Here is a 17,114-nt window from a genome sequence, read left to right on the forward strand (position 1 = left end):
AAACGGGGTGAGGATCAGCCCTCGACCGTGACGCCCATGGAACGCGCGGTACCGGCGATGATCTTCGCGGCGGCGTCCAGGTCGTTGGCGTTCAGGTCGGCCATCTTGGTGGTGGCGATCTCGCGGACCTGCGCGTCGGTGATCTTCGCGACCTTGGTCTTGTGAGGCTCGCCGGAGCCCTTCTCGATGCCCGCGGCCTTGAGGATCATCTTGGCGGCCGGGGGCGTCTTGGTGATGAAGGTGAAGGAGCGGTCTTCGTAGACCGTGATCTCCACCGGGATGACCCAGCCACGCTGCGACTCGGTCGCGGCGTTGTAGGCCTTGCAGAACTCCATGATGTTGACGCCGTGCTGGCCCAGCGCGGGACCAACCGGCGGGGCCGGGTTGGCGGCACCGGCCTGGATCTGGAGCTTGATAAGCCCCGTGACCTTCTTCTTCTTGGGAGGCATTGCTCTCTCCGGGTCCTAGTGAGAGTTTTCAGCCGACCACCCGGTCATCCGGATGGAGGCATACCGCACAACGATAACGGGTATCCATGTGCAGCTAAAAACCGAGCAGGTCAGACCGGCTTTGAGAGCCCGTCTGACCTGTTCGGAAGTACTTGTTCCAGAAGGTGCCGGAAGGGGCTAGTTCTTCTGGATCTGGTCGAAGCTGAGCTCGACCGGAGTCTCGCGGCCGAAGATCTCGACGAGGCCCTTGACCTTCTTCGAGTCGGCGTTGATCTCGTTGATCGTTGCCTGCAGCGTCGCGAACGGGCCGTCGGTGACGGTGACCGAGTCGCCGACCTCGAAGTCCAGGACCTGGACCTCGACCTTGCGGGAGGGAGCCGGCCTGCCCTCGGCCTCGGCGGCCTCACGGGCTGCCTTCTCCTCGGCCTCCGGGGCGAGCATCTTGACGATCTCGTCGAGGGTCAGCGGGTACGGGTCGTAGGCGTTGCCCACGAAGCCGGTGACGCCGGGGGTGTTGCGGACGACGCCCCAGGACTCGTTCGTCAGGTCCATGCGCACCAGCACGTAGCCGGGGAGCTTGTTCTGACGGACGGTCTTGCGCTCGCCGTTCTTGATCTGCGCGACCTCTTCCTGCGGCACCTCGGCCTGGAAGATGAAGTCCTCGACGTTCAGCGAGACGGCGCGCTGCTCGAGGTTGGTCTTCACGCGGTTCTCGTAACCGGCGTACGTGTGGATGACGTACCACTCGCCGGGCAGCGTGCGCAGTTCCTCGCGCAGGGCGACGATCGGGTCGACCGGCTCGGACTCCTCGGCGACTTCCTCGACGGACTCCTCGTCGACCTCGGCCTCGGGGGCGTCCTCGTCGGACAGCTCGGCGGCGTCGTCCTCGGCGTCGTCCTCGAGGGACTCCTCGGCGGCTTCGACCTCGTCCTCGGCGTGCTCGTCAGCCTCAGTGGCTGCCTCGTCGGCAGCCTCGGCCTGGACCGTGTCCTCGGCGTTCTCGGCGTCCGCCGCCTCGACAATGTCGAGCTCGTCCTCAACGGACTCGACGGGCTCGATCGCCTCGTTCAGGTTCGGGTCAGACACTGTGGCTGCTTCTTCCTGGATACATAGGGGTGGAACACGCGAAAGGGGCGCCGGGTACGGCGCCCTTCGCTATCGGCTCAGCCGAAGATGTACTTGACGGCGTGGTTGAAGCCATAGTCAATCACGGTCACCAGACCGATCATGATGACGACGAACACAATCACCACACTGGTGTACGTGGTGAGCTGGTTGCGAGTCGGCCAGACAACCTTGCGGAGCTCCGCGACGATCTGGCGGTAGAAGAGCGCGAGACGGCCGAAGGGGCCCTTCTTTCCGCGCTTGCCACCCTTACGGGGCTTCTTCTGGGACTCCGGCGCCTCATCCTGGGCATCAGGCATGTCGATGGAGCCCACGGCGTCCGTCACGCGTCCTCACCTGAATTCCGGGTCGTGGCCGTGCCGCGCCCGGTTGAGCCGCACGGCGGTGCATTTGCAGTACGTACATGCGCACACGTCCTGGCGAAGGAGTGTGTAGCAGGGCCGGAGGGACTTGAACCCCCAACCGCTGGTTTTGGAGACCAGTGCTCTACCAATTGAGCTACGACCCTTTGTCTGCCCCAACGTACCGCATCCTTCCGATTGCACGTCGTACGCCGGAAGAGAGCGGCCGGTGAAGGCCAACGAGCAGTGAGTGTACGTGTTCCGCGGCCCTCCGTCGAACAGAAAGAAGCGGGCCAGTCGTTGATCGTCCGTGAAACCCGTGTGCCGGCCGGGTTTCCGGTCTGGAACGATGGGGTTATGAGCGCTGCTGCTACTCCTTCCTCTTCGCCCACCGAGCGCCGGGTCTCCGCCCGCATCGGCGCGATCTCCGAGTCCGCGACCCTCGCCGTCGACGCCAAGGCCAAGGCCCTAAAGGCCGCTGGGCGTCCGGTCATCGGTTTCGGCGCGGGCGAGCCCGACTTCCCGACCCCGGACTACATCGTCGAAGCGGCCATCGAGGCCTGCAAGAACCCGAAGTACCACCGGTACACGCCCGCCGGTGGTCTGCCCGAGCTGAAGGCCGCGATCGCCGCGAAGACGCTGCGCGACTCCGGCTACGAGGTCGACCCCTCGCAGGTGCTGGTCACCAACGGCGGCAAGCAGGCCATCTACGAGGCCTTCGCCGCGATCCTCGACCCGGGCGACGAGGTCATCGTCCCGGCGCCGTACTGGACGACGTACCCCGAATCGATCCGTCTCGCCGGTGGTGTCCCGGTCGAGGTCGTGGCCGACGAGACGACCGGGTACCGCGTCTCCGTGGAGCAGCTGGAGGCGGCGCGCACCGAGCGCACCAAGGTCGTCCTGTTCGTGTCGCCGTCGAACCCGACGGGCGCGGTCTACAGCGAGGCCGACGCCGAGGCGATCGGCCGCTGGGCCGTCGAGCACGGCCTGTGGGTTCTCACGGACGAGATCTACGAGCACCTGGTCTACGGGGACGCCAAGTTCACGTCCCTCCCGGCGCTCCTGCCCGAGCTGCGCGACAAGTGCATCGTCGTGAACGGCGTCGCCAAGACGTACGCGATGACCGGCTGGCGCGTCGGGTGGATCATCGGCCCGAAGGACGTCGTGAAGGCCGCGACCAACCTGCAGTCGCACGCCACGTCGAACGTGTCGAACGTCGCGCAGATCGCCGCGCTCGCCGCCGTGTCCGGCGACCTGACGGCCGTCGCGAAGATGCGCGAGGCCTTCGACCGCCGCCGCAAGACCATCGTGCGCATGCTGAACGAGATCGACGGCGTGTTCTGCCCCGAGCCCGAGGGCGCCTTCTACGCGTACCCGTCGGTGAAGGAGCTGCTCGGCAAGGAGATCCGCGGCAAGCGTCCGCAGGACTCCGTCGAGCTGGCCGCGCTGATCCTGGAGGAGTCCGAGGTCGCGGTCGTCCCGGGTGAGGCCTTCGGCACGCCGGGCTACCTGCGTCTGTCGTACGCCCTGGGCGACGAGGACCTGGCCGAGGGTGTCTCGCGGATTCAGAAGCTGCTCGCCGAGGCGCGTGACTGACGCGTCTTCCGCGTGATGCGGGCCGTCTCCGGGGTTCCCGGGGGCGGCCCGTTTTTTCGTCCGGATCCTCGGTTCGGATTTTCGTTCGGACAAGGCCACGAAGAGGGAAAGCCGCTTCCCGGGCGGCGGGTGTGTGCGGCAAGATCCTCGAATGGAGCGTGTACCACGTGATGTAAGGCAGCTGCCCAAGGCCCATCTTCATCTGCACTTCACCGGGTCGATGCGGCCTACGACCCTGCTCGAACTCGCCGACAAGTACGGCGTCAGGCTGCCCGACGCCCTGACCGGGGCCGAGCCGCCGAAACTGCGGGCCACCGACGAGCGCGGCTGGTTCCGTTTCCAGCGGCTGTACGACGCCGCGCGGTCCTGCCTGCGCGAGCCCGAGGACATTCAGCGGCTGGTGCGCGAGGCCGCGGAGGAGGATCTCGCGGACGGGTCGGGGTGGCTGGAGATCCAGGTCGACCCGACGTCGTACGCGCCGCGGCTCGGGGGCCTGATCCCGGCCCTGGAAGTCATCCTGGACGCCGTCGAGACCGCCTCCCGCGACACGGGTCTCGGCATGCGGGTCCTGGTGGCCGCCAACCGTATGAAGCATCCGCTGGACGCGCGCACGCTGGCCCGCCTCGCCGTGCGGTACGCGGACCGCGGCATCGTCGGCTTCGGGCTCTCCAACGACGAACGGCGGGGCATGGCGCGGGACTTCGACCGCGCGTTCGCCATCGCCAGGGAGGGCGGCCTCCTTGCCGCGCCGCACGGCGGCGAGCTGACCGGGCCCGCCTCCGTACGCGACTGCCTGGACGACCTGGAGGCGACGCGGATCGGGCACGGAGTGCGGGCCGCCGAGGACCCCCGGCTGCTGAAGCGGCTCGCGGACCGGGGGGTGACCTGCGAGGTCTGTCCCGCCTCCAATGTCGCGCTCGGCGTCTACGAGAAGCCCGAAGACGTACCCCTGCGCACTTTGTTCGAGGCCGGGGTGCCGATGGCGCTCGGCGCCGACGACCCGCTCCTGTTCGGCTCGCGTCTGGCCGCCCAGTACGAGATCGCGCGCCGTCACCACGACTTCGACGACGCCGAACTGGCCGAGCTGGCACGGCAGTCGGTGCGCGGCTCGGCGGCGCCGCAGGACATCAAGGCGAAGCTGCTGTCAGGGGTCGACGACTGGCTGGCCACCACCCCCTGATCAGGGCCGGTGCGTCTGTCACTCCGGCAGGGCCGACGTCCCGACCGCCAGCGGAACGTACTCGGGGTCGAACATCAGGTTCCGCCGGTCCTCCTTGAGGAGGGTGCCGTTCACCGCGAAGGACGGGGTGCCGGGCGCCTTGCCGGCCTCGTAGGCCTTCTCCGAGGCGGTGACGAAGGAGCGGTACTTCATGCCCTTCACCGCCGCGTCGAACCCGGCGCCGCGCAGGCCCTTCACTCGCGAGGCCGTGCGAAGCAGGAAAGCGTCGGTGTAGCCGTCGACGGCCTCGTCGGGCTGCTCCTGGAAGAGGAGGTCGTGGTACTCGACGAACTTCCCCTGTTCCAGGGCGGCCCGCAGCGCGTTGGCCGCCTTCTTCGAGCCCTTGCCGCCCAGCCGGTCGTCGAGGAACGACGCCAGGGTGTACTCGGTCCTGACCTCGCCGTGGAGGGTCATCTTCCGCAGCGCGCCGGCGCCGCCGTCCTCCTCGAAGTCACGGCAGACGGGGCAGCGCAGGTCCTCGTAGAGCCGTACGACGGTGTCCGCCTTCGATGACCCGACGACGACCGTCGTGCCGTCGGCCGCGAGGTGTTCGGGCAGTTGCTCGGAACTCGCGTACCGATCGGGCTTCTTGTCGACGGCCGCGTCCCCGCCGGACGTTCCCCGGCCGCACCCCACGGCGAGCACGCCCGTCAGCGCCGCCACCAGCACCGATATGGCGCCCCGGCGCCCTCTTCCACGCAGCATGATCTTGCCCTCCCCAGAAGGAACGGGAACTCTATGCGATCCCTGTGAGCAGGGTGCGGGCGAGGCCCGCGGCGAACTCGTCCAGCGGCTGCGGGGGCTTGCGGTCGGGGGCCATGTCGTACGCGAACGCGCGCTGGGCGCAGGCTCCGAGGAGGAGGGACGCGGCGGCGTAGGTGTCGGCGTCGCGGCTGACGCGGCCCGCGTCCTGCTCGGATCTGAGGTAGGCGTTCAGGCCCTGGATCGGGCGGTGGGGGCCCGTGCCCATCTCCCGCAGCGCCTCCTCGTGACGGCGCTTGAGCTGGGGTTCCGCGTACAGGGAGGCGGCCATCGGGAAGGTCTGCTCGTAGAAGAGGGCGGCCTCGCGGGCGATCTCCGTGAGGTTCTCCTCGACGCTCTTCGCGCCCGGCTCCTTGGACAGCTCGCTCAGGAGCGGTCCGAGCTTGGGCAGCCGCTCGCTGAGAACGGTCACGAACAGCTCTTCCTTGTTCGCGAAGTACTTGTAGAGCGCCGCTTCCGAACAGTCCGCCGCCTTGGCGATCTCCTTGGTGGTGGCACGGGCGAGACCGATGCTCAGCATGAGTTCATGGGCGGCGTCGACGATGCGGACCCGGGCCGGCTTCTGATGCATGCGGGCTCCAACCGAGCTTGACGAGCAGGTGAGTATCCACTCACTCTAGGGGGTGAGTGAACACTTACCCACCCTAGGAGGGTGTGCCATGAGGATCACTGTTTTCGGAGCGACCGGCGGTATCGGCCAGGAGATCGTCCGGCAGGCACTGGCATCGGGCCATCAGGTCACCGCGGTGGTCCGTGACCCCGCGCGGTTCACGGTGACGGGCGCGGGCCTGGAGGTGTTCCGGGCGGATGTGCGGGACCCCGCGGCGCTGCGCCCCGCGGTCGCCGGGCGCGACGCGGTCCTGTCCGGGCTCGGCGCCCGCAGGCGCGCCGACGCGGGCATCGCGGCCGAGCTGACCCGGTCGGTTCTGGGTGCGGCGGAGGCCGAGGGCGTACGGCGTCTGCTCGTCGTGAGCGCGGCGCCGGTCGGCCCCGAGCCCGAGCGCTCACCGCTCGTCGACCGCGCCATGATCGGCGTCATCAACTCGCTGCTCAAGCCCGTCTACGACGATCTGCGGGCCATGGAGGGCGAGCTCGCGGCCAGCGCCACCGACTGGACCTCCGTACGCCCGCCGAAGCTCACGAACAAGCCGCTCACGGGCACGTACCGGACCGTGGTCGGCGGGAATCCGCGCAGCGGCCGGAGCATCTCGCGGGCCGACGTGGCCCACGCGATGCTGGCGATGATCGACGACCCCGCGACGGTGAAGCAGGGCGTGGGGGTCGCCTACTAACGGGTCCCCGGACGGGTCAGAGAGCGGGTCAGAGGGACACGCCCACCGTGACCGGCTCGTTGACCAGCGTCACGCCGAAGGCGTCGTGGACGCCGGCCACGACCTCGCGGGCGAGCGCGAGGAGGTCGTCGGTGGTCGCCTCGCCGCGGTTGGTGAGCGCGAGCGTGTGCTTGGTGGAGATACGGGCGGGGCCGCTGCCGTAGCCCTTGGTGAAGCCCGCCTTGTCGATGAGCCAGGCCGCCGAGGTCTTCACGCGGGCCTCGCCGGCCGGGAAGGCGGGCGGGGCGGTGTCGGGGCCGAGACGGTTCGCCACGCGCGCGTGGAAGGCGGCGAACTCCTCCTCGGTGAGGATCGGGTTGGTGAAGAACGACCCTGCCGACCAGGTGTCGTGGTCCTCGGGGTCGAGCACCATGCCCTTGCCCGCGCGCAGCTTCAGGACCGTCTCGCGGGCGAGAGCCGCGGGGACCCGGTCGCCCGCCTCGACGCCGAGGGTGCGGGCCGTCTCGGGGTACTTGATGGGGGCACTCATGCCGGCCGCGTCCTCGAGGCCGAACCGCACGCGCAGCACCACGAAGCGGTCGGGATCGGCCTTGAAACGGCTGTGCCGGTACGAGAACGCGCACTCCTCGTTCGGAATCGTGACCGTCTCGCCGGCCTCCCGGTCGTACACGATCACTTCGGTGATCGTCGACGAGACCTCCTGGCCGTACGCGCCCACGTTCTGGATCGGCGTGGCGCCGGCGGAGCCGGGGATTCCGGCGAGGCACTCGATGCCCGCGAGGCCGGCCTCGACAGTGCGGGCGACCGCGTCGGTCCACACCTCGCCGGCCGCGAGCTCAAGGCTCGTGCCGTCGAGCGAGAAGTCCTTCGTGGCGATCCGCAGGGCCGTGCCCGCGAAGCCCTTGTCGCCGATGACCAGGTTGCTGCCACCGCCGACGATCAGCAGCGGCGTGCCCGCCGTGTCGGCCTCACGGACGGCGGCGATCACCTCGTCGTCGGTCGTCGCCGTCAGCAGCCGTGCTGCGGGGCCGCCGAGGCGGAAGGTGGTCAGGGGGGCGAGGGGGGTGTCGTGGAGTTCCTGCACGCGCTCAAGAGTACGAGAACGGCCCCACCGGTCGTGGCGGGGCCGTTCTCGTACGTACTTGGGGTCCTGCTTGTCCGTGGTCCTGCGCGGCGCGCGGATCGGTCCTGGGCGGCGCGCGGATCACGACAGGCGCCGCAGCGCCTCCGCCCAGTCGAGCGGCAGCTTGTCCGTGGTGGTCTGCCAGCGCACGAACTTCGCGTCCTTCATCTGTGAGCGCAGACCACCGGCCGTGGGGCCGTGGGGCGCCGAGCCCGCGAAGCGCTTCAGCGCGTCGGGCGACTCCCAGGCGGACAGGGTCCAGAAGGTCCGTCGCAGGGGCGCCGCCTTCACGGAGGCCCCGTACGCGCCGGGCGCCTTGCTCACCTGACGCCAGACAGAGGGGGTCTTCGCGAAGAAACGGAGGGCTCCCCACAGGGTGCGGGTCTCGAAGCGGGAGGCCATGACGTGGGCCTCGGCGCCGGTCGGCGGGGTGTTCGGGACGGTCCAGGGCAGCGTGGGCATGACGGGCTCCTTCGGGGAGTGCCGGTTCGATGCGGGGCGTTCTCAGTGCGAGGCGGGGCGTTCTCAGTGCGAGACGGTCTCCAGGACCGGGGCGGACTCGGGCTCGGGCTCGCTCTGTAGTCCCTCGGCCGCGCGCCGGCGGGAGGGGATGAACAGGGCGGCGGCTCCCGCGACGGCCACCGTGGCCGCGCCGACCCACAGCGCGGGCTGGATGCCGTCCACGAAGTTCTGCGCGGGCTCGTAGCCGCCCTGAGCCGCGAAGATCGACGACATCACGGCGATACCGAGCGCTCCGCCCACCTCGCGCAGCGCGTTGTTCGTGCCGGACGCGATGCCCTGTTCCTGCGGACGGACGCTGGACATGACCAGGTTGGAGGCGGGGGCGAAGTAGAGCGACATCCCGATGCCGTTGATGATCAGGGCGGGCAGCTGGGCGGTGTACGAGGCGTCGACGGCGATCACGGAGGCGTAGTAGGCGAGGCCCGCGGCCTGGAGGAAGAGGCCCGTGGCGACGACCAGGCGGCCGCCGATCCGGTCGGAGAGGTACCCCGCGATCGGCGAGACGAGCATCGGCATGCCGGTCCAGGGCAGCATCCGCAGGCCCGCCTCGGTGGGCGAGTAGCCGAGGACGCCCTGCATGTACTGGCTGAGCAGGAAGATCGAGCCGAACATCCCGAGGAACATCAGCAGGCTGGCCGCGTTGATCCCGGCGAAGGCGCGGGAGCGGAAGAGGCGCATCGGCAGCATCGCGTTCCTGGCGCGGGTGCCGTGCAGAGCGAAGGCGACGAGCAGGGCGCCGCCGGCGAACAGGCCCAGCAGGACGAGCCCGCTGGTCCAGCCGTCGCGGGGCGCGCGGACCAGGGCGTACACGATGCCGAAGAGGCCGCTGCTGGCGAGCAGGGTGCCCACCAGGTCGAGCCGGGCGCCGGTGCCGTACGACTCGTTCAGGCGCAGCCGGGCGAGCGGGAGCAGGGCGAGGCCGAGCGGGACGTTCAGCCAGAAGATCCAGTGCCAGGAGACGTGCTCGGTGAGGCTGCCGCCGATCAGCGGCCCGCTCGCGACCGCGAGCCCGTTGACGGCGCCCCAGATCCCGTACGCCGTCCCGCGCTTCGCCGCCGGGACGGCCGCGGTCAGCAGGGTGAGCGTCAGCGGCATCATGATCGCGGCGCCGACGCCCTGGACCGCGCGGGCGGCGATCAGCGAGTCGATGCCGGGCGCCATGGCCGCGGCGGCGGACGCGCCGGTGAAGACGGTGAGGCCGACGAGGAAGAGCCGGCGGCGGCCGAACCGGTCCCCCAGGGCCGCGCCGAACATCAGCAGCACGGCGAAGGTGAGCGTGTAGGCGCTGACCGTCCACTCCAGGTCGTCGAGCCCTCCGCCGAGGTCCTCGCGGATGGAGGGCAGAGCGGTGGTGACGACGAGGTTGTCGAGGGCCGCCATGAATCCGGCGACGCTGGTGATGACGAGGGCCCAGACGGCTCCCCCTCGGCGTGCTGTCTGCTGTGACATCGTTCCCCCAGAATGTTGGTTAGTTATTGATGACTAACTTTCGCGGGCAGGGAGAGGCCAGGGACCTCCCCGGACACCCACCCCTGGTTCCCTGTGCTCAGTTGCCGGCTACCGCTAGTGCTCCAGGCGCCCCTTGGCGCGGGCCGAGGGGTACAGCCCTTCCCAGATCCGGTGCTCCGGGGGGAACCCCATGGAGACCAGGACATTGATCAGCATTCCGTAGGCCATGAAGGTCGTCGTGGTGTCCACGTCCGCCCCCAGAGGCAGGTGCGCCGCCTCCCAGAGCTTCATCCACTCGGCGCGGACCGCCTCGCCGAACTCGTGGTCACCGGCCGCCTCGGCGGCGGCGACCGCGACGTACACCTGCATCTGCATCATGAGCCGCTCGGGATCCTTGGCGATGACATCGGTGTACGCGTTCGCCATGGCGTCCAGGGCTTCCTCACCCTCCAGCCCTTCGGCGGCCTCGGCGAAGAGCCGCGTCGCGTCCTGTACGCAACGGGTCGCCGCCGCGAGGAAGATGGCCTTCTTCCCCGGGAAGAGCCGGAACAGATACGGCTGCGAGACACCCACCCGCTTGGCGATCGCCTCGGTAGAAGTGCCGTAGTAGCCACCCCGCGCGAACTCGCTCATCGCCGCGCGGATGACGCTCTCGCGTCGCTCGTCTGCGCTCATCCTGACCATGCGGCTAAGTTAGTGGTCACTCACTACCTATGTCAAGCGTCACATCCCGGCCGCCGCGAAGCCGTAGGAGTCCCTACGAGTAGCTGCGTACGAGCAAGTCCTGCCTACGAGTAAGGGGCACCCCGCAATGGAGGGTGCCCCTTACTCAGGTTCTTACAGGGCAGCCGTTACGCCAGCTGCACAACCGCCCGCGACATGCCGAGCACCTTCTGGCCCGCGCTCGTCGCGACGAGGTCGACGCGGACGCGGCCGTCGTCGAGCTTGGCGGCGACCTTGCCGCTGACCTCGATCGTCGCGCCCTTGTCGTCGTTCGGGACGATGACGGGCTTGGTGAAGCGCACGCCGTACTCCACGACAGCGGCCGGGTCACCGACCCAGTCGGTCACGACGCGGATCGCCTCGGCCATGGTGAACATGCCGTGGGCGATGACGTCCGGGAGCCCGACCTCGACCGCGAACTTCTCGTTCCAGTGGATCGGGTTGAAGTCCCCGGAGGCGCCTGCGTACTGCACGAGCGTGGCGCGAGTCACGGGGAACGCCTGGGCCGGCAGCTCCGTGCCGATCTCCACGTCCGCGTACTGAATCGTCGTCGTCATGGTCACGCCCCCTCGGCCGCGCGCGACACGAGCTTGGTGTAGGCGGTCACGACGTGCTCGCCGGCCTCGTCGTGGACCTCGCCGCGGATGTCCAGGATGTCGTTGCCCGCAAGGGATTTGATCGCCTCGATCGTCGAGGTCACGGTGAGCCGGTCACCGGCGCGCACCGGGCGTGTGTACGCGAACTTCTGGTCGCCGTGCACGACGCGGCTGTAGTCGAGGCCCAGCTGCGGGTCCTCGATCACCTGGCCCGCGGCCTTGAACGTGATGGCGAACACAAAGGTCGGCGGAGCGATCACATCGGAGTGGCCGAGCGCCTTGGCCGCCTCCGGATCGACGTAGGCGGGATTGGCGTCCCGCACCGCCTCCGCGAATTCACGGATCTTCTCCCGGCCGACCTCATAGGGGTCGGTGGGCGGGTAGGACCGTCCCACGAAGGACTGGTCGAGCGCCATGGACTCGGCACCTCCTGGATTTGCGCTGTTGCCGGATGTTGCCGGATCTTACGGCCGGCCGCACACACGCGATAACGACATGAGGCCGCCCCCTCGGTAAGGGGACGGCCTCATGTACGAGCCTGAGTTAGCGCGTTTCGCGGTGCGCCGTGTGCTGGTTGCAGCGCGGGCAGTGCTTCTTCATCTCAAGACGGTCCGGGTCGTTACGCCGGTTCTTCTTGGTGATGTAGTTCCGCTCCTTGCACTCCACGCAGGCCAGCGTGATCTTCGGGCGGACGTCGGTGGCAGCCACGTGAGTGCTCCTTGGACGGACGGTTGACGGATGAACGCATGAATAGTAGCCGACCGGAGGACCGACCCCACAATCGGCTACTGTGTGTAGCGGTGACCGGACTTGAACCGGTGACACAGCGATTATGAGCCGCTTGCTCTACCGACTGAGCTACACCGCTTTGATGCGATGCCCCTCACCCGAAGGTGAGGGAACTTCACACCAGAGCCCCAATACGGAATCGAACCGTAGACCTTCTCCTTACCATGGAGACGCTCTACCGACTGAGCTATTGGGGCGAGCGATGAAGACATTACACGCTCGCCTGCCGATCGCCCAAATCCGTTTCGCGGCCGCCGCCCAGGGGCAGGACCACGGCCCTTCCGGAGCCGCAACAGCCGCTCACGGCCGCCTCATCGGCACCGCGCACCACAGCAGTACGACTATTGCGCTCCTCCGCGAAGCGGGCCTGCCGCAGCTCTAGGCTCGACCCGCGCTGCGTGATCTTGTACGCCCTTCCGGCCCGCCCCGGTCCGGGGGCGGCCCCCGCCCACGCGGCCGCCGCCCCCGAACCCCAGGAGCGCGATGCCCGACAACCAGCCGCAGCACCCCCACTCCCCCGGCAACGACTCCACCGCCGAGAGCGCCGCCCTCCTCCTGTGCGGCGCCAGGCTCACCGACGGCCGGACCGTGGACGTGCGGCTGGACAACGGGCGCATCGAGGCCGTCGGCACGGCCGGCAGCCTCATCGCCCGCTCCAAGCGCGTGGACCTCGCCGGCTACGTCCTGCTCCCCGCCCCCGCCGAACCCCACACCCATGGCGACACGGCGCTGTCCGCGGAGACGGAGGGGCCGGTGTCGTACGACGGGCCCGACGTGCAGCGGCGGGCCGCCGAGGCCGCGCTGCTCCAGCTCGGGCACGGGGCCACCGCGCAGCGCGCGCATGTGCGGATCGGGGATGTGCAGGGCCTCGGCCCGATGGAGGCGGTGCTCCAGGCGCGGCGGTCGCTGCGCGGCCTGACCGATCTGCGGACCGTGGCGATGCCCCGGCTCCTGACGGGCCTCGCGGGGGCCGACGGCCTGGCGATGCTGCGGGACGCGGTGAAGATGGGCGCGTCCGTGGTGGGCGGTTGCCCGGATCTCGACCCCGACCCGACCGGCTACGTGGAGGCGGTCCTGGAGGTCGCGGCGGAGCACGGCTGCGCGGTGGATCTGCATACGGACGGCGGCGATCCGGCCCGGCTCGGGCGGATCGCGACGATGACCGGAGGGCTGCGTCCCGGCGTCACGATCGGGCCGTGCGGCGGCCTCGGGCGGCTGCCGCGTGAGGTCGCCGCGCGCACCGCCGACCAGCTCGCCGCCGCGGGCGTCACGGTGGTCTGCCTGCCGCAGGGCGGCTGCGCGGGCGTCGACCGGCGCGGCACCGCTCCCGTACGGCTCCTGCGGGCGGCCGGGGTGCGGGTCGCCGCGGGCAGCGGGGCACTGCGCGACGTGGCGAACCCGGTGGGCCGCGGCGATCCCCTGGAGGCTGCGTACCTACTGGCCTCGCGCTACGGGCTGCGCCCCGAGGAGGCGTACGACTGCGTCAGCGGGGCGGCGCGGGCCGCGCTCGGACTGCCCGAGGTGCGGGTGGAGGCGGGCTTCCCCGCGGAGCTCATCGCCGTACGCGGCGATGGCCTCGCGGCTGCCCTCTCGCTGGCGTACAGCCGGGTCGTGGTGCATTGGGGGCGGGTGGTGGCGCGCACCAGTGCGGTGCGGGAGTACTGCGACTCGGCGGCGCTCGATCTGCCGCGGCAGGGGCGGGCGGGGAAGCCGCTGGAGGGCGGGGGCGGCGGGCGGAGCTGAGGAGACCCGCCCGCACACGGGACCCCTTCGGTTTCCTGCCGACCCCTCTGCCGCTTCAGCTCCTGTCGGCCCATCCGCCGCCCCCACGCGCGGCATTGACGAACTGTCGAGCCGTCAGAAGCCGCCCATGGCGGCACCCGACATGAACGGGTTGCCGCCGGCGAGCTCGCCGAGCGGGACCTCGGTCGCGCCGGACGGTGCGCTGATGTCGCCCGCCTTGCCGAACTTGAGCACCAGCGGGACCTTCGCGCCCTTCTTGCCGTCGGCGAGGGCCGCGAGGTCGAAGGAGACCTTCGACAGCGCGCCGTTGGTGATCGAGAAGTCGACGGCGACCTTCTTGGCCGGGGCGTCCTTGAGGTCCTTGGCGGTGGGGAATCCGGCGCCGGGCGGCAGTTCGTCCTTCAGGGGGCCGAGCTTGTCGAAGAGGTCCGTCAGGAGCTCACGGAAGGACGCCTTGGCGACGATGCGCTCCGTGCTGCCCTCGGTGCCGGCGCTGCGGAGGGTGACGTCGTCGGCGATGGCGCCGCGCAGGGCCTTGAGGACCTTCCGCTGGGTCTTCTCGTCGAGCCCGCCGGAGTCCTTGGGATCGTTGGAGCCCTTGCCCGAGGTGTTCTTCCTGACGTCCGAGAGGTCCACCTTGACCCACTCGCCTTCGAGGGCCTTCGCGAGCCCTTCCTCGCCCTTCGGCAGGTCCTTCGGCGAGGGGACCGGGAAGCCCATGAGCTCCGACGTCTTCTGCATGTCGAGGCGGAAGTAGACGAAGTCTCCGGCGAGCCGGTACTCGGCCAGGGTGCCGCCCGGGACCGACACCTTCATGCCCATCCCGACGAAGTCCTTCTCGCCCGACTCGGACAGCGGCTTCTTCGACCGTACGGAGAAGGTGACGTGGGCACCGGCGAAGGTCTTGGCGATCGTCGGCGGCATGGCCTCGTCACCCTGTCCGCCGGCCAGCTCCATGAGCGCGTCCGGCTTCGCGTCGAGGCCCAACTCGAAGGAGAGCGACTTCTGTTCGCCGAGCCTGTCGGCGGCCTTGTCGAGCCTCTGACCTGCCGTCAGATTTTCGACGGTGCCGCAGGCGGAGGTGGTCGCGAGCAGCAGTGCGGCGCAGCCGGCCGCGGTAAGGGTGGTGGTACGTATGGCGCTGATGTCTGACTCCCGCAGAGGTCCGATGAGAGACCCGGCGGCCGTCGGCGGCACGGGTCGCTGAGGAGACCCGCGAGGCACGTACAAGGTTGCGCGGCGAACGGGGGCGGCCCGGCGTACGGTCGGAAGCATGCGCATTGTCATCGCTGGGGGTCATGGTCAGATCGCGCTGCGGCTCGAGCGTCTGCTCGCCGCACGCGGAGACGAGGTCGCGGGCATCATCCGCCGTGCCGAGCAGGCGGACGACCTGCGGGAGGCCGGGGCCGAGCCCCTTGTGTGCGACCTGGAATCGGCGTCCGTGGAGGAGGTCGCCGGGCTTCTGGAGGGCGCGGACGCGGCGGTGTTCGCGGCCGGCGCGGGGCCCGGCAGCACGGCTGGGCGCAAGGACACGGTGGACCGCGCCGCGGCCGTGCTGTTCGCGGACGCGGCGGAACGGGCCGGGGTGCGGCGGTATGTCGTGGTGTCGTCGATGGGCGCGGACCCGGCCCATCAGGGGGACGAGATCTTCGACGCGTATCTGCGGGCGAAGGGCGAGGCGGACGCGTCCGTACGGGCCCGGACCGGACTCGACTGGACGATCGTGCGTCCCGGGATGCTCACGAACGACGCGGGCACCGGACTCGTACGCCTGGAGGCGTCCACCGGGCGGGGTCCGGTGCCGCGGGACGACGTGGCGGCGGTGCTCGCGGAGCTGGTGGAGACGCCCGCCACCGCGGGGCTGACGCTGGAGCTGATCTCCGGGTCGGCGCCGGTGACGGTGGCGGTCAAGTCGATCGCGGGGAACTGAGCGGGTTCAGAAGAGCGGGAGCTGGCCGGGCACGTCCGGGACCACGTAGCCGTCGAGGGACGGCTGCGCGGCTCCCAGCTGCGCGGGTCTGCGGGAGCCGGGGCAGGACACGAGCTCGCCCGCGCTGCGGGCCCCGGGCGGGTCGTGGCGGGCGAAACGGCCGGCCACGACGGCGATGTCGCGGCGGCACTCGGGGCAGTTTCTGCGGCGAGACGCCGACGGTACGGGCATGCGGTCAGTCTGCGCCACGGGCCTCGGCCACGCTCCGTCCGCACACATCCCGCGCCCCCTGAGCCGCCGGACACCCCCAGTAGGGTGGGCGCGACAGCACCTCATGAACCGGAGCAAGGAGCAGACGTGAGCGAGTCGGCGTCTAACGGCCTGCAGCAGGAGATCGCCAGGGAGCTCCAGGTCGCCGAGACCTTCGAGGCCGAGCGCGAGATCGAACGCCGGGTGGCCTTCCTCACCGAACGGCTGACCTCCACGGGGCTGACCTCCACGGGGCTGCGCTCCCTCGTGCTCGGCATCAGCGGCGGCGTCGACTCCACCACCGCCGGCCGGCTGTGCCAGCTCGCCGTCGAGCGGGCCCGGGCCGCCGGACACGAGGCGCGCTTCTACGCGATGCGGCTGCCCTACGGGGTCCAGGCCGACGAACACGACGCCCAGCTCGCGCTCTCCTTCATCCGGGCCGACCACGTGCTGACCGTGGACATCAAGCCCGCCAGCGACGCCGCGCTCGAGGCCTCACTGGCCGCGGACGTGAGCTTCCGCGACGAGGGTCACCAGGACTTCGTGCACGGCAACATCAAGGCCCGGCAGCGCATGGTCGCCCAGTACGCGGTGGCCGGCGCACACAACGGCCTGGTCGTCGGCACGGACCACGCCGCCGAGGCCGTCTCCGGCTTCTTTACCAAGTTCGGCGACGGCGCCGCCGACCTCGTCCCGCTGACCGGCCTGACCAAGCGCCGGGTGCGCGCCGTCGCGGACGCGCTGGGTGCGCCCGCCGAGCTGGTGTGGAAGGTCCCGACGGCCGACCTGGAGACCCTCGACCCGGGCAAGGCCGACGAGGACGCGCTCGGGGTCACCTACGACGACATCGACGACTTCCTGGAGGGCAAGCCGGTGGACGGGCGGGCCTTCGAGACGATCGTCCACCGCTACCGCCTCACCGACCACAAGCGCCAACTCCCCATCGCGCCCTAGAGGGCGCTGCGGGGGGCCGGTACGAGACCGCCCGTCCGACGCGGTCTCGTACCCCCGCGCACGGACCCCGGAATACAAAGAACCCCCTCCGAACTGCGTTTCCGCAGTTCGGAGGGGGTTCTCCACCATGTGGCGGCGCCAGGATTCGAACCTGGGAAGGCTGAGCCGGCAGATTTACAGTCCCCACAGGCGAGTGGGTCTGACCTGGCCCTTTTCTGAGGGACTAGCGCGTTGCCCCACGCTGGCCCCACT

General features: G+C 70.1%; 20 protein-coding genes and 3 tRNA genes. 6 read left to right on the top strand and 17 right to left on the bottom strand.

Features of this window, described 5'->3' with window-relative positions; all coding sequences use genetic code 11:
* Nucleotides 1-14 precede the first annotated feature (14 nt).
* From rplK to OG758_RS22505, 4 genes are all read right to left on the bottom strand, one after another.
* Nucleotides 15-449: a 50S ribosomal protein L11 gene (gene rplK, locus OG758_RS22490; protein ID WP_100594902.1), complete on the bottom strand. Its 435-nt coding sequence runs from the start codon at nucleotides 447-449 to the stop codon at nucleotides 15-17.
* 177 nt (nucleotides 450-626) lie between these two features.
* Entirely contained in the window at nucleotides 627-1,535 is a 909-nt protein-coding gene (gene nusG, locus OG758_RS22495; protein ID WP_326711626.1) for a transcription termination/antitermination protein NusG, read from the bottom strand.
* Between the two features lie 77 nt (nucleotides 1,536-1,612).
* A complete protein-coding gene (gene secE / locus OG758_RS22500) occupies nucleotides 1,613-1,900 on the bottom strand; it encodes a preprotein translocase subunit SecE (protein WP_100594904.1) in 288 nt (95 codons plus the stop codon).
* 109 nt (nucleotides 1,901-2,009) lie between these two features.
* Nucleotides 2,010-2,082: transfer RNA gene (locus OG758_RS22505), tRNA-Trp, on the bottom strand.
* A gap of 190 nt (nucleotides 2,083-2,272) precedes the next feature.
* Between OG758_RS22505 and OG758_RS22510 the strand changes: the two genes are divergently transcribed.
* Together OG758_RS22510 and OG758_RS22515 are read left to right on the top strand one after the other, a co-directional pair.
* Nucleotides 2,273-3,511 (top strand): pyridoxal phosphate-dependent aminotransferase, encoded by a 1,239-nt coding sequence (locus OG758_RS22510; protein ID WP_326711627.1) that lies wholly within the window; start codon nucleotides 2,273-2,275, stop codon nucleotides 3,509-3,511.
* A gap of 151 nt (nucleotides 3,512-3,662) precedes the next feature.
* Nucleotides 3,663-4,691, top strand: coding sequence for an adenosine deaminase (locus OG758_RS22515; RefSeq protein ID WP_326711628.1), 1,029 nt, complete (start codon nucleotides 3,663-3,665; stop codon nucleotides 4,689-4,691).
* Nucleotides 4,692-4,709: 18 nt separating this feature from the next.
* Here OG758_RS22515 and OG758_RS22520 read toward each other — a convergent pair whose 3' ends face one another.
* Together OG758_RS22520 and OG758_RS22525 are read right to left on the bottom strand one after the other, a co-directional pair.
* A complete protein-coding gene (locus OG758_RS22520) occupies nucleotides 4,710-5,435 on the bottom strand; it encodes a DsbA family protein (protein WP_326711629.1) in 726 nt (241 codons plus the stop codon).
* Nucleotides 5,436-5,466: 31 nt separating this feature from the next.
* A complete protein-coding gene (locus OG758_RS22525) occupies nucleotides 5,467-6,063 on the bottom strand; it encodes a TetR/AcrR family transcriptional regulator (RefSeq protein ID WP_326711630.1) in 597 nt (198 codons plus the stop codon).
* Between the two features lie 88 nt (nucleotides 6,064-6,151).
* Here OG758_RS22525 and OG758_RS22530 point away from each other — a divergent pair, with 88 nt between their 5' ends.
* The gene (locus OG758_RS22530) at nucleotides 6,152-6,784 is read left to right on the top strand and encodes an NAD(P)-dependent oxidoreductase (protein WP_326711631.1); all 633 of its coding nucleotides are present in this window, start codon (nucleotides 6,152-6,154) and stop codon (nucleotides 6,782-6,784) included.
* 28 nt (nucleotides 6,785-6,812) lie between these two features.
* Here the strand turns inward: OG758_RS22530 and OG758_RS22535 are convergent, their stop codons facing one another.
* The 9 genes from OG758_RS22535 to OG758_RS22575 form a co-directional block, all read right to left on the bottom strand.
* Entirely contained in the window at nucleotides 6,813-7,868 is a 1,056-nt protein-coding gene (locus OG758_RS22535; RefSeq protein ID WP_326711632.1) for a UDP-N-acetylmuramate dehydrogenase, read from the bottom strand.
* A 120-nt stretch (nucleotides 7,869-7,988) separates the two neighbouring features.
* Entirely contained in the window at nucleotides 7,989-8,369 is a 381-nt protein-coding gene (locus tag OG758_RS22540; RefSeq protein ID WP_326711633.1) for a DUF3291 domain-containing protein, read from the bottom strand.
* 63 nt (nucleotides 8,370-8,432) lie between these two features.
* Nucleotides 8,433-9,878 carry a DHA2 family efflux MFS transporter permease subunit gene (locus OG758_RS22545; protein WP_326711634.1) on the bottom strand — a complete coding sequence of 482 codons (1,446 nt, stop codon included), beginning with the start codon at nucleotides 9,876-9,878 and terminating at the stop codon, nucleotides 8,433-8,435.
* 114 nt (nucleotides 9,879-9,992) lie between these two features.
* On the bottom strand, nucleotides 9,993-10,562 hold the full coding sequence (locus OG758_RS22550) for a TetR/AcrR family transcriptional regulator (protein ID WP_326711635.1): 570 nt from the start codon (nucleotides 10,560-10,562) through the stop codon (nucleotides 9,993-9,995).
* Between the two features lie 167 nt (nucleotides 10,563-10,729).
* Entirely contained in the window at nucleotides 10,730-11,158 is a 429-nt protein-coding gene (locus OG758_RS22555; protein WP_326711636.1) for a MaoC family dehydratase, read from the bottom strand.
* A 2-nt stretch (nucleotides 11,159-11,160) separates the two neighbouring features.
* The gene (locus OG758_RS22560) at nucleotides 11,161-11,613 is read right to left on the bottom strand and encodes a MaoC family dehydratase N-terminal domain-containing protein (RefSeq protein ID WP_116511118.1); all 453 of its coding nucleotides are present in this window, start codon (nucleotides 11,611-11,613) and stop codon (nucleotides 11,161-11,163) included.
* A gap of 127 nt (nucleotides 11,614-11,740) precedes the next feature.
* A complete protein-coding gene (rpmG, locus tag OG758_RS22565; RefSeq protein WP_100594914.1) occupies nucleotides 11,741-11,905 on the bottom strand; it encodes a 50S ribosomal protein L33 in 165 nt (54 codons plus the stop codon).
* Nucleotides 11,906-11,992: 87 nt separating this feature from the next.
* Nucleotides 11,993-12,065, bottom strand: a tRNA-Met gene (locus OG758_RS22570).
* A gap of 45 nt (nucleotides 12,066-12,110) precedes the next feature.
* Nucleotides 12,111-12,183 (bottom strand) — tRNA-Thr (locus OG758_RS22575).
* Between the two features lie 286 nt (nucleotides 12,184-12,469).
* On the opposite strand from OG758_RS22575, the gene OG758_RS22580 reads away from it, so the two are divergent.
* Nucleotides 12,470-13,729 carry an amidohydrolase family protein gene (locus OG758_RS22580; RefSeq protein ID WP_326711637.1) on the top strand — a complete coding sequence of 420 codons (1,260 nt, stop codon included), beginning with the start codon at nucleotides 12,470-12,472 and terminating at the stop codon, nucleotides 13,727-13,729.
* 114 nt (nucleotides 13,730-13,843) lie between these two features.
* Here the strand turns inward: OG758_RS22580 and OG758_RS22585 are convergent, their stop codons facing one another.
* Nucleotides 13,844-14,926 carry a hypothetical protein gene (locus OG758_RS22585; RefSeq protein ID WP_326711638.1) on the bottom strand — a complete coding sequence of 361 codons (1,083 nt, stop codon included), beginning with the start codon at nucleotides 14,924-14,926 and terminating at the stop codon, nucleotides 13,844-13,846.
* Nucleotides 14,927-15,002: 76 nt separating this feature from the next.
* On the opposite strand from OG758_RS22585, the gene OG758_RS22590 reads away from it, so the two are divergent.
* Nucleotides 15,003-15,659, top strand: coding sequence for an NAD(P)H-binding protein (locus OG758_RS22590; protein ID WP_326711639.1), 657 nt, complete (start codon nucleotides 15,003-15,005; stop codon nucleotides 15,657-15,659).
* A 6-nt stretch (nucleotides 15,660-15,665) separates the two neighbouring features.
* On the opposite strand, the gene OG758_RS22595 is transcribed toward OG758_RS22590, so the two are convergent.
* Nucleotides 15,666-15,890, bottom strand: a complete 225-nt coding sequence (locus OG758_RS22595; RefSeq protein WP_326711640.1) for a hypothetical protein — start codon at nucleotides 15,888-15,890, stop codon at nucleotides 15,666-15,668.
* Between the two features lie 126 nt (nucleotides 15,891-16,016).
* Between OG758_RS22595 and nadE the strand changes: the two genes are divergently transcribed.
* On the top strand, nucleotides 16,017-16,862 hold the full coding sequence (nadE, locus tag OG758_RS22600; RefSeq protein WP_326711641.1) for an ammonia-dependent NAD(+) synthetase: 846 nt from the start codon (nucleotides 16,017-16,019) through the stop codon (nucleotides 16,860-16,862).
* The last annotated feature ends 252 nt before the right edge of the window (nucleotides 16,863-17,114 follow it).

Source organism: Streptomyces sp. NBC_01474 (assembly GCF_035918215.1).
Classification (GTDB): domain Bacteria; phylum Actinomycetota; class Actinomycetes; order Streptomycetales; family Streptomycetaceae; genus Streptomyces; species Streptomyces aureus.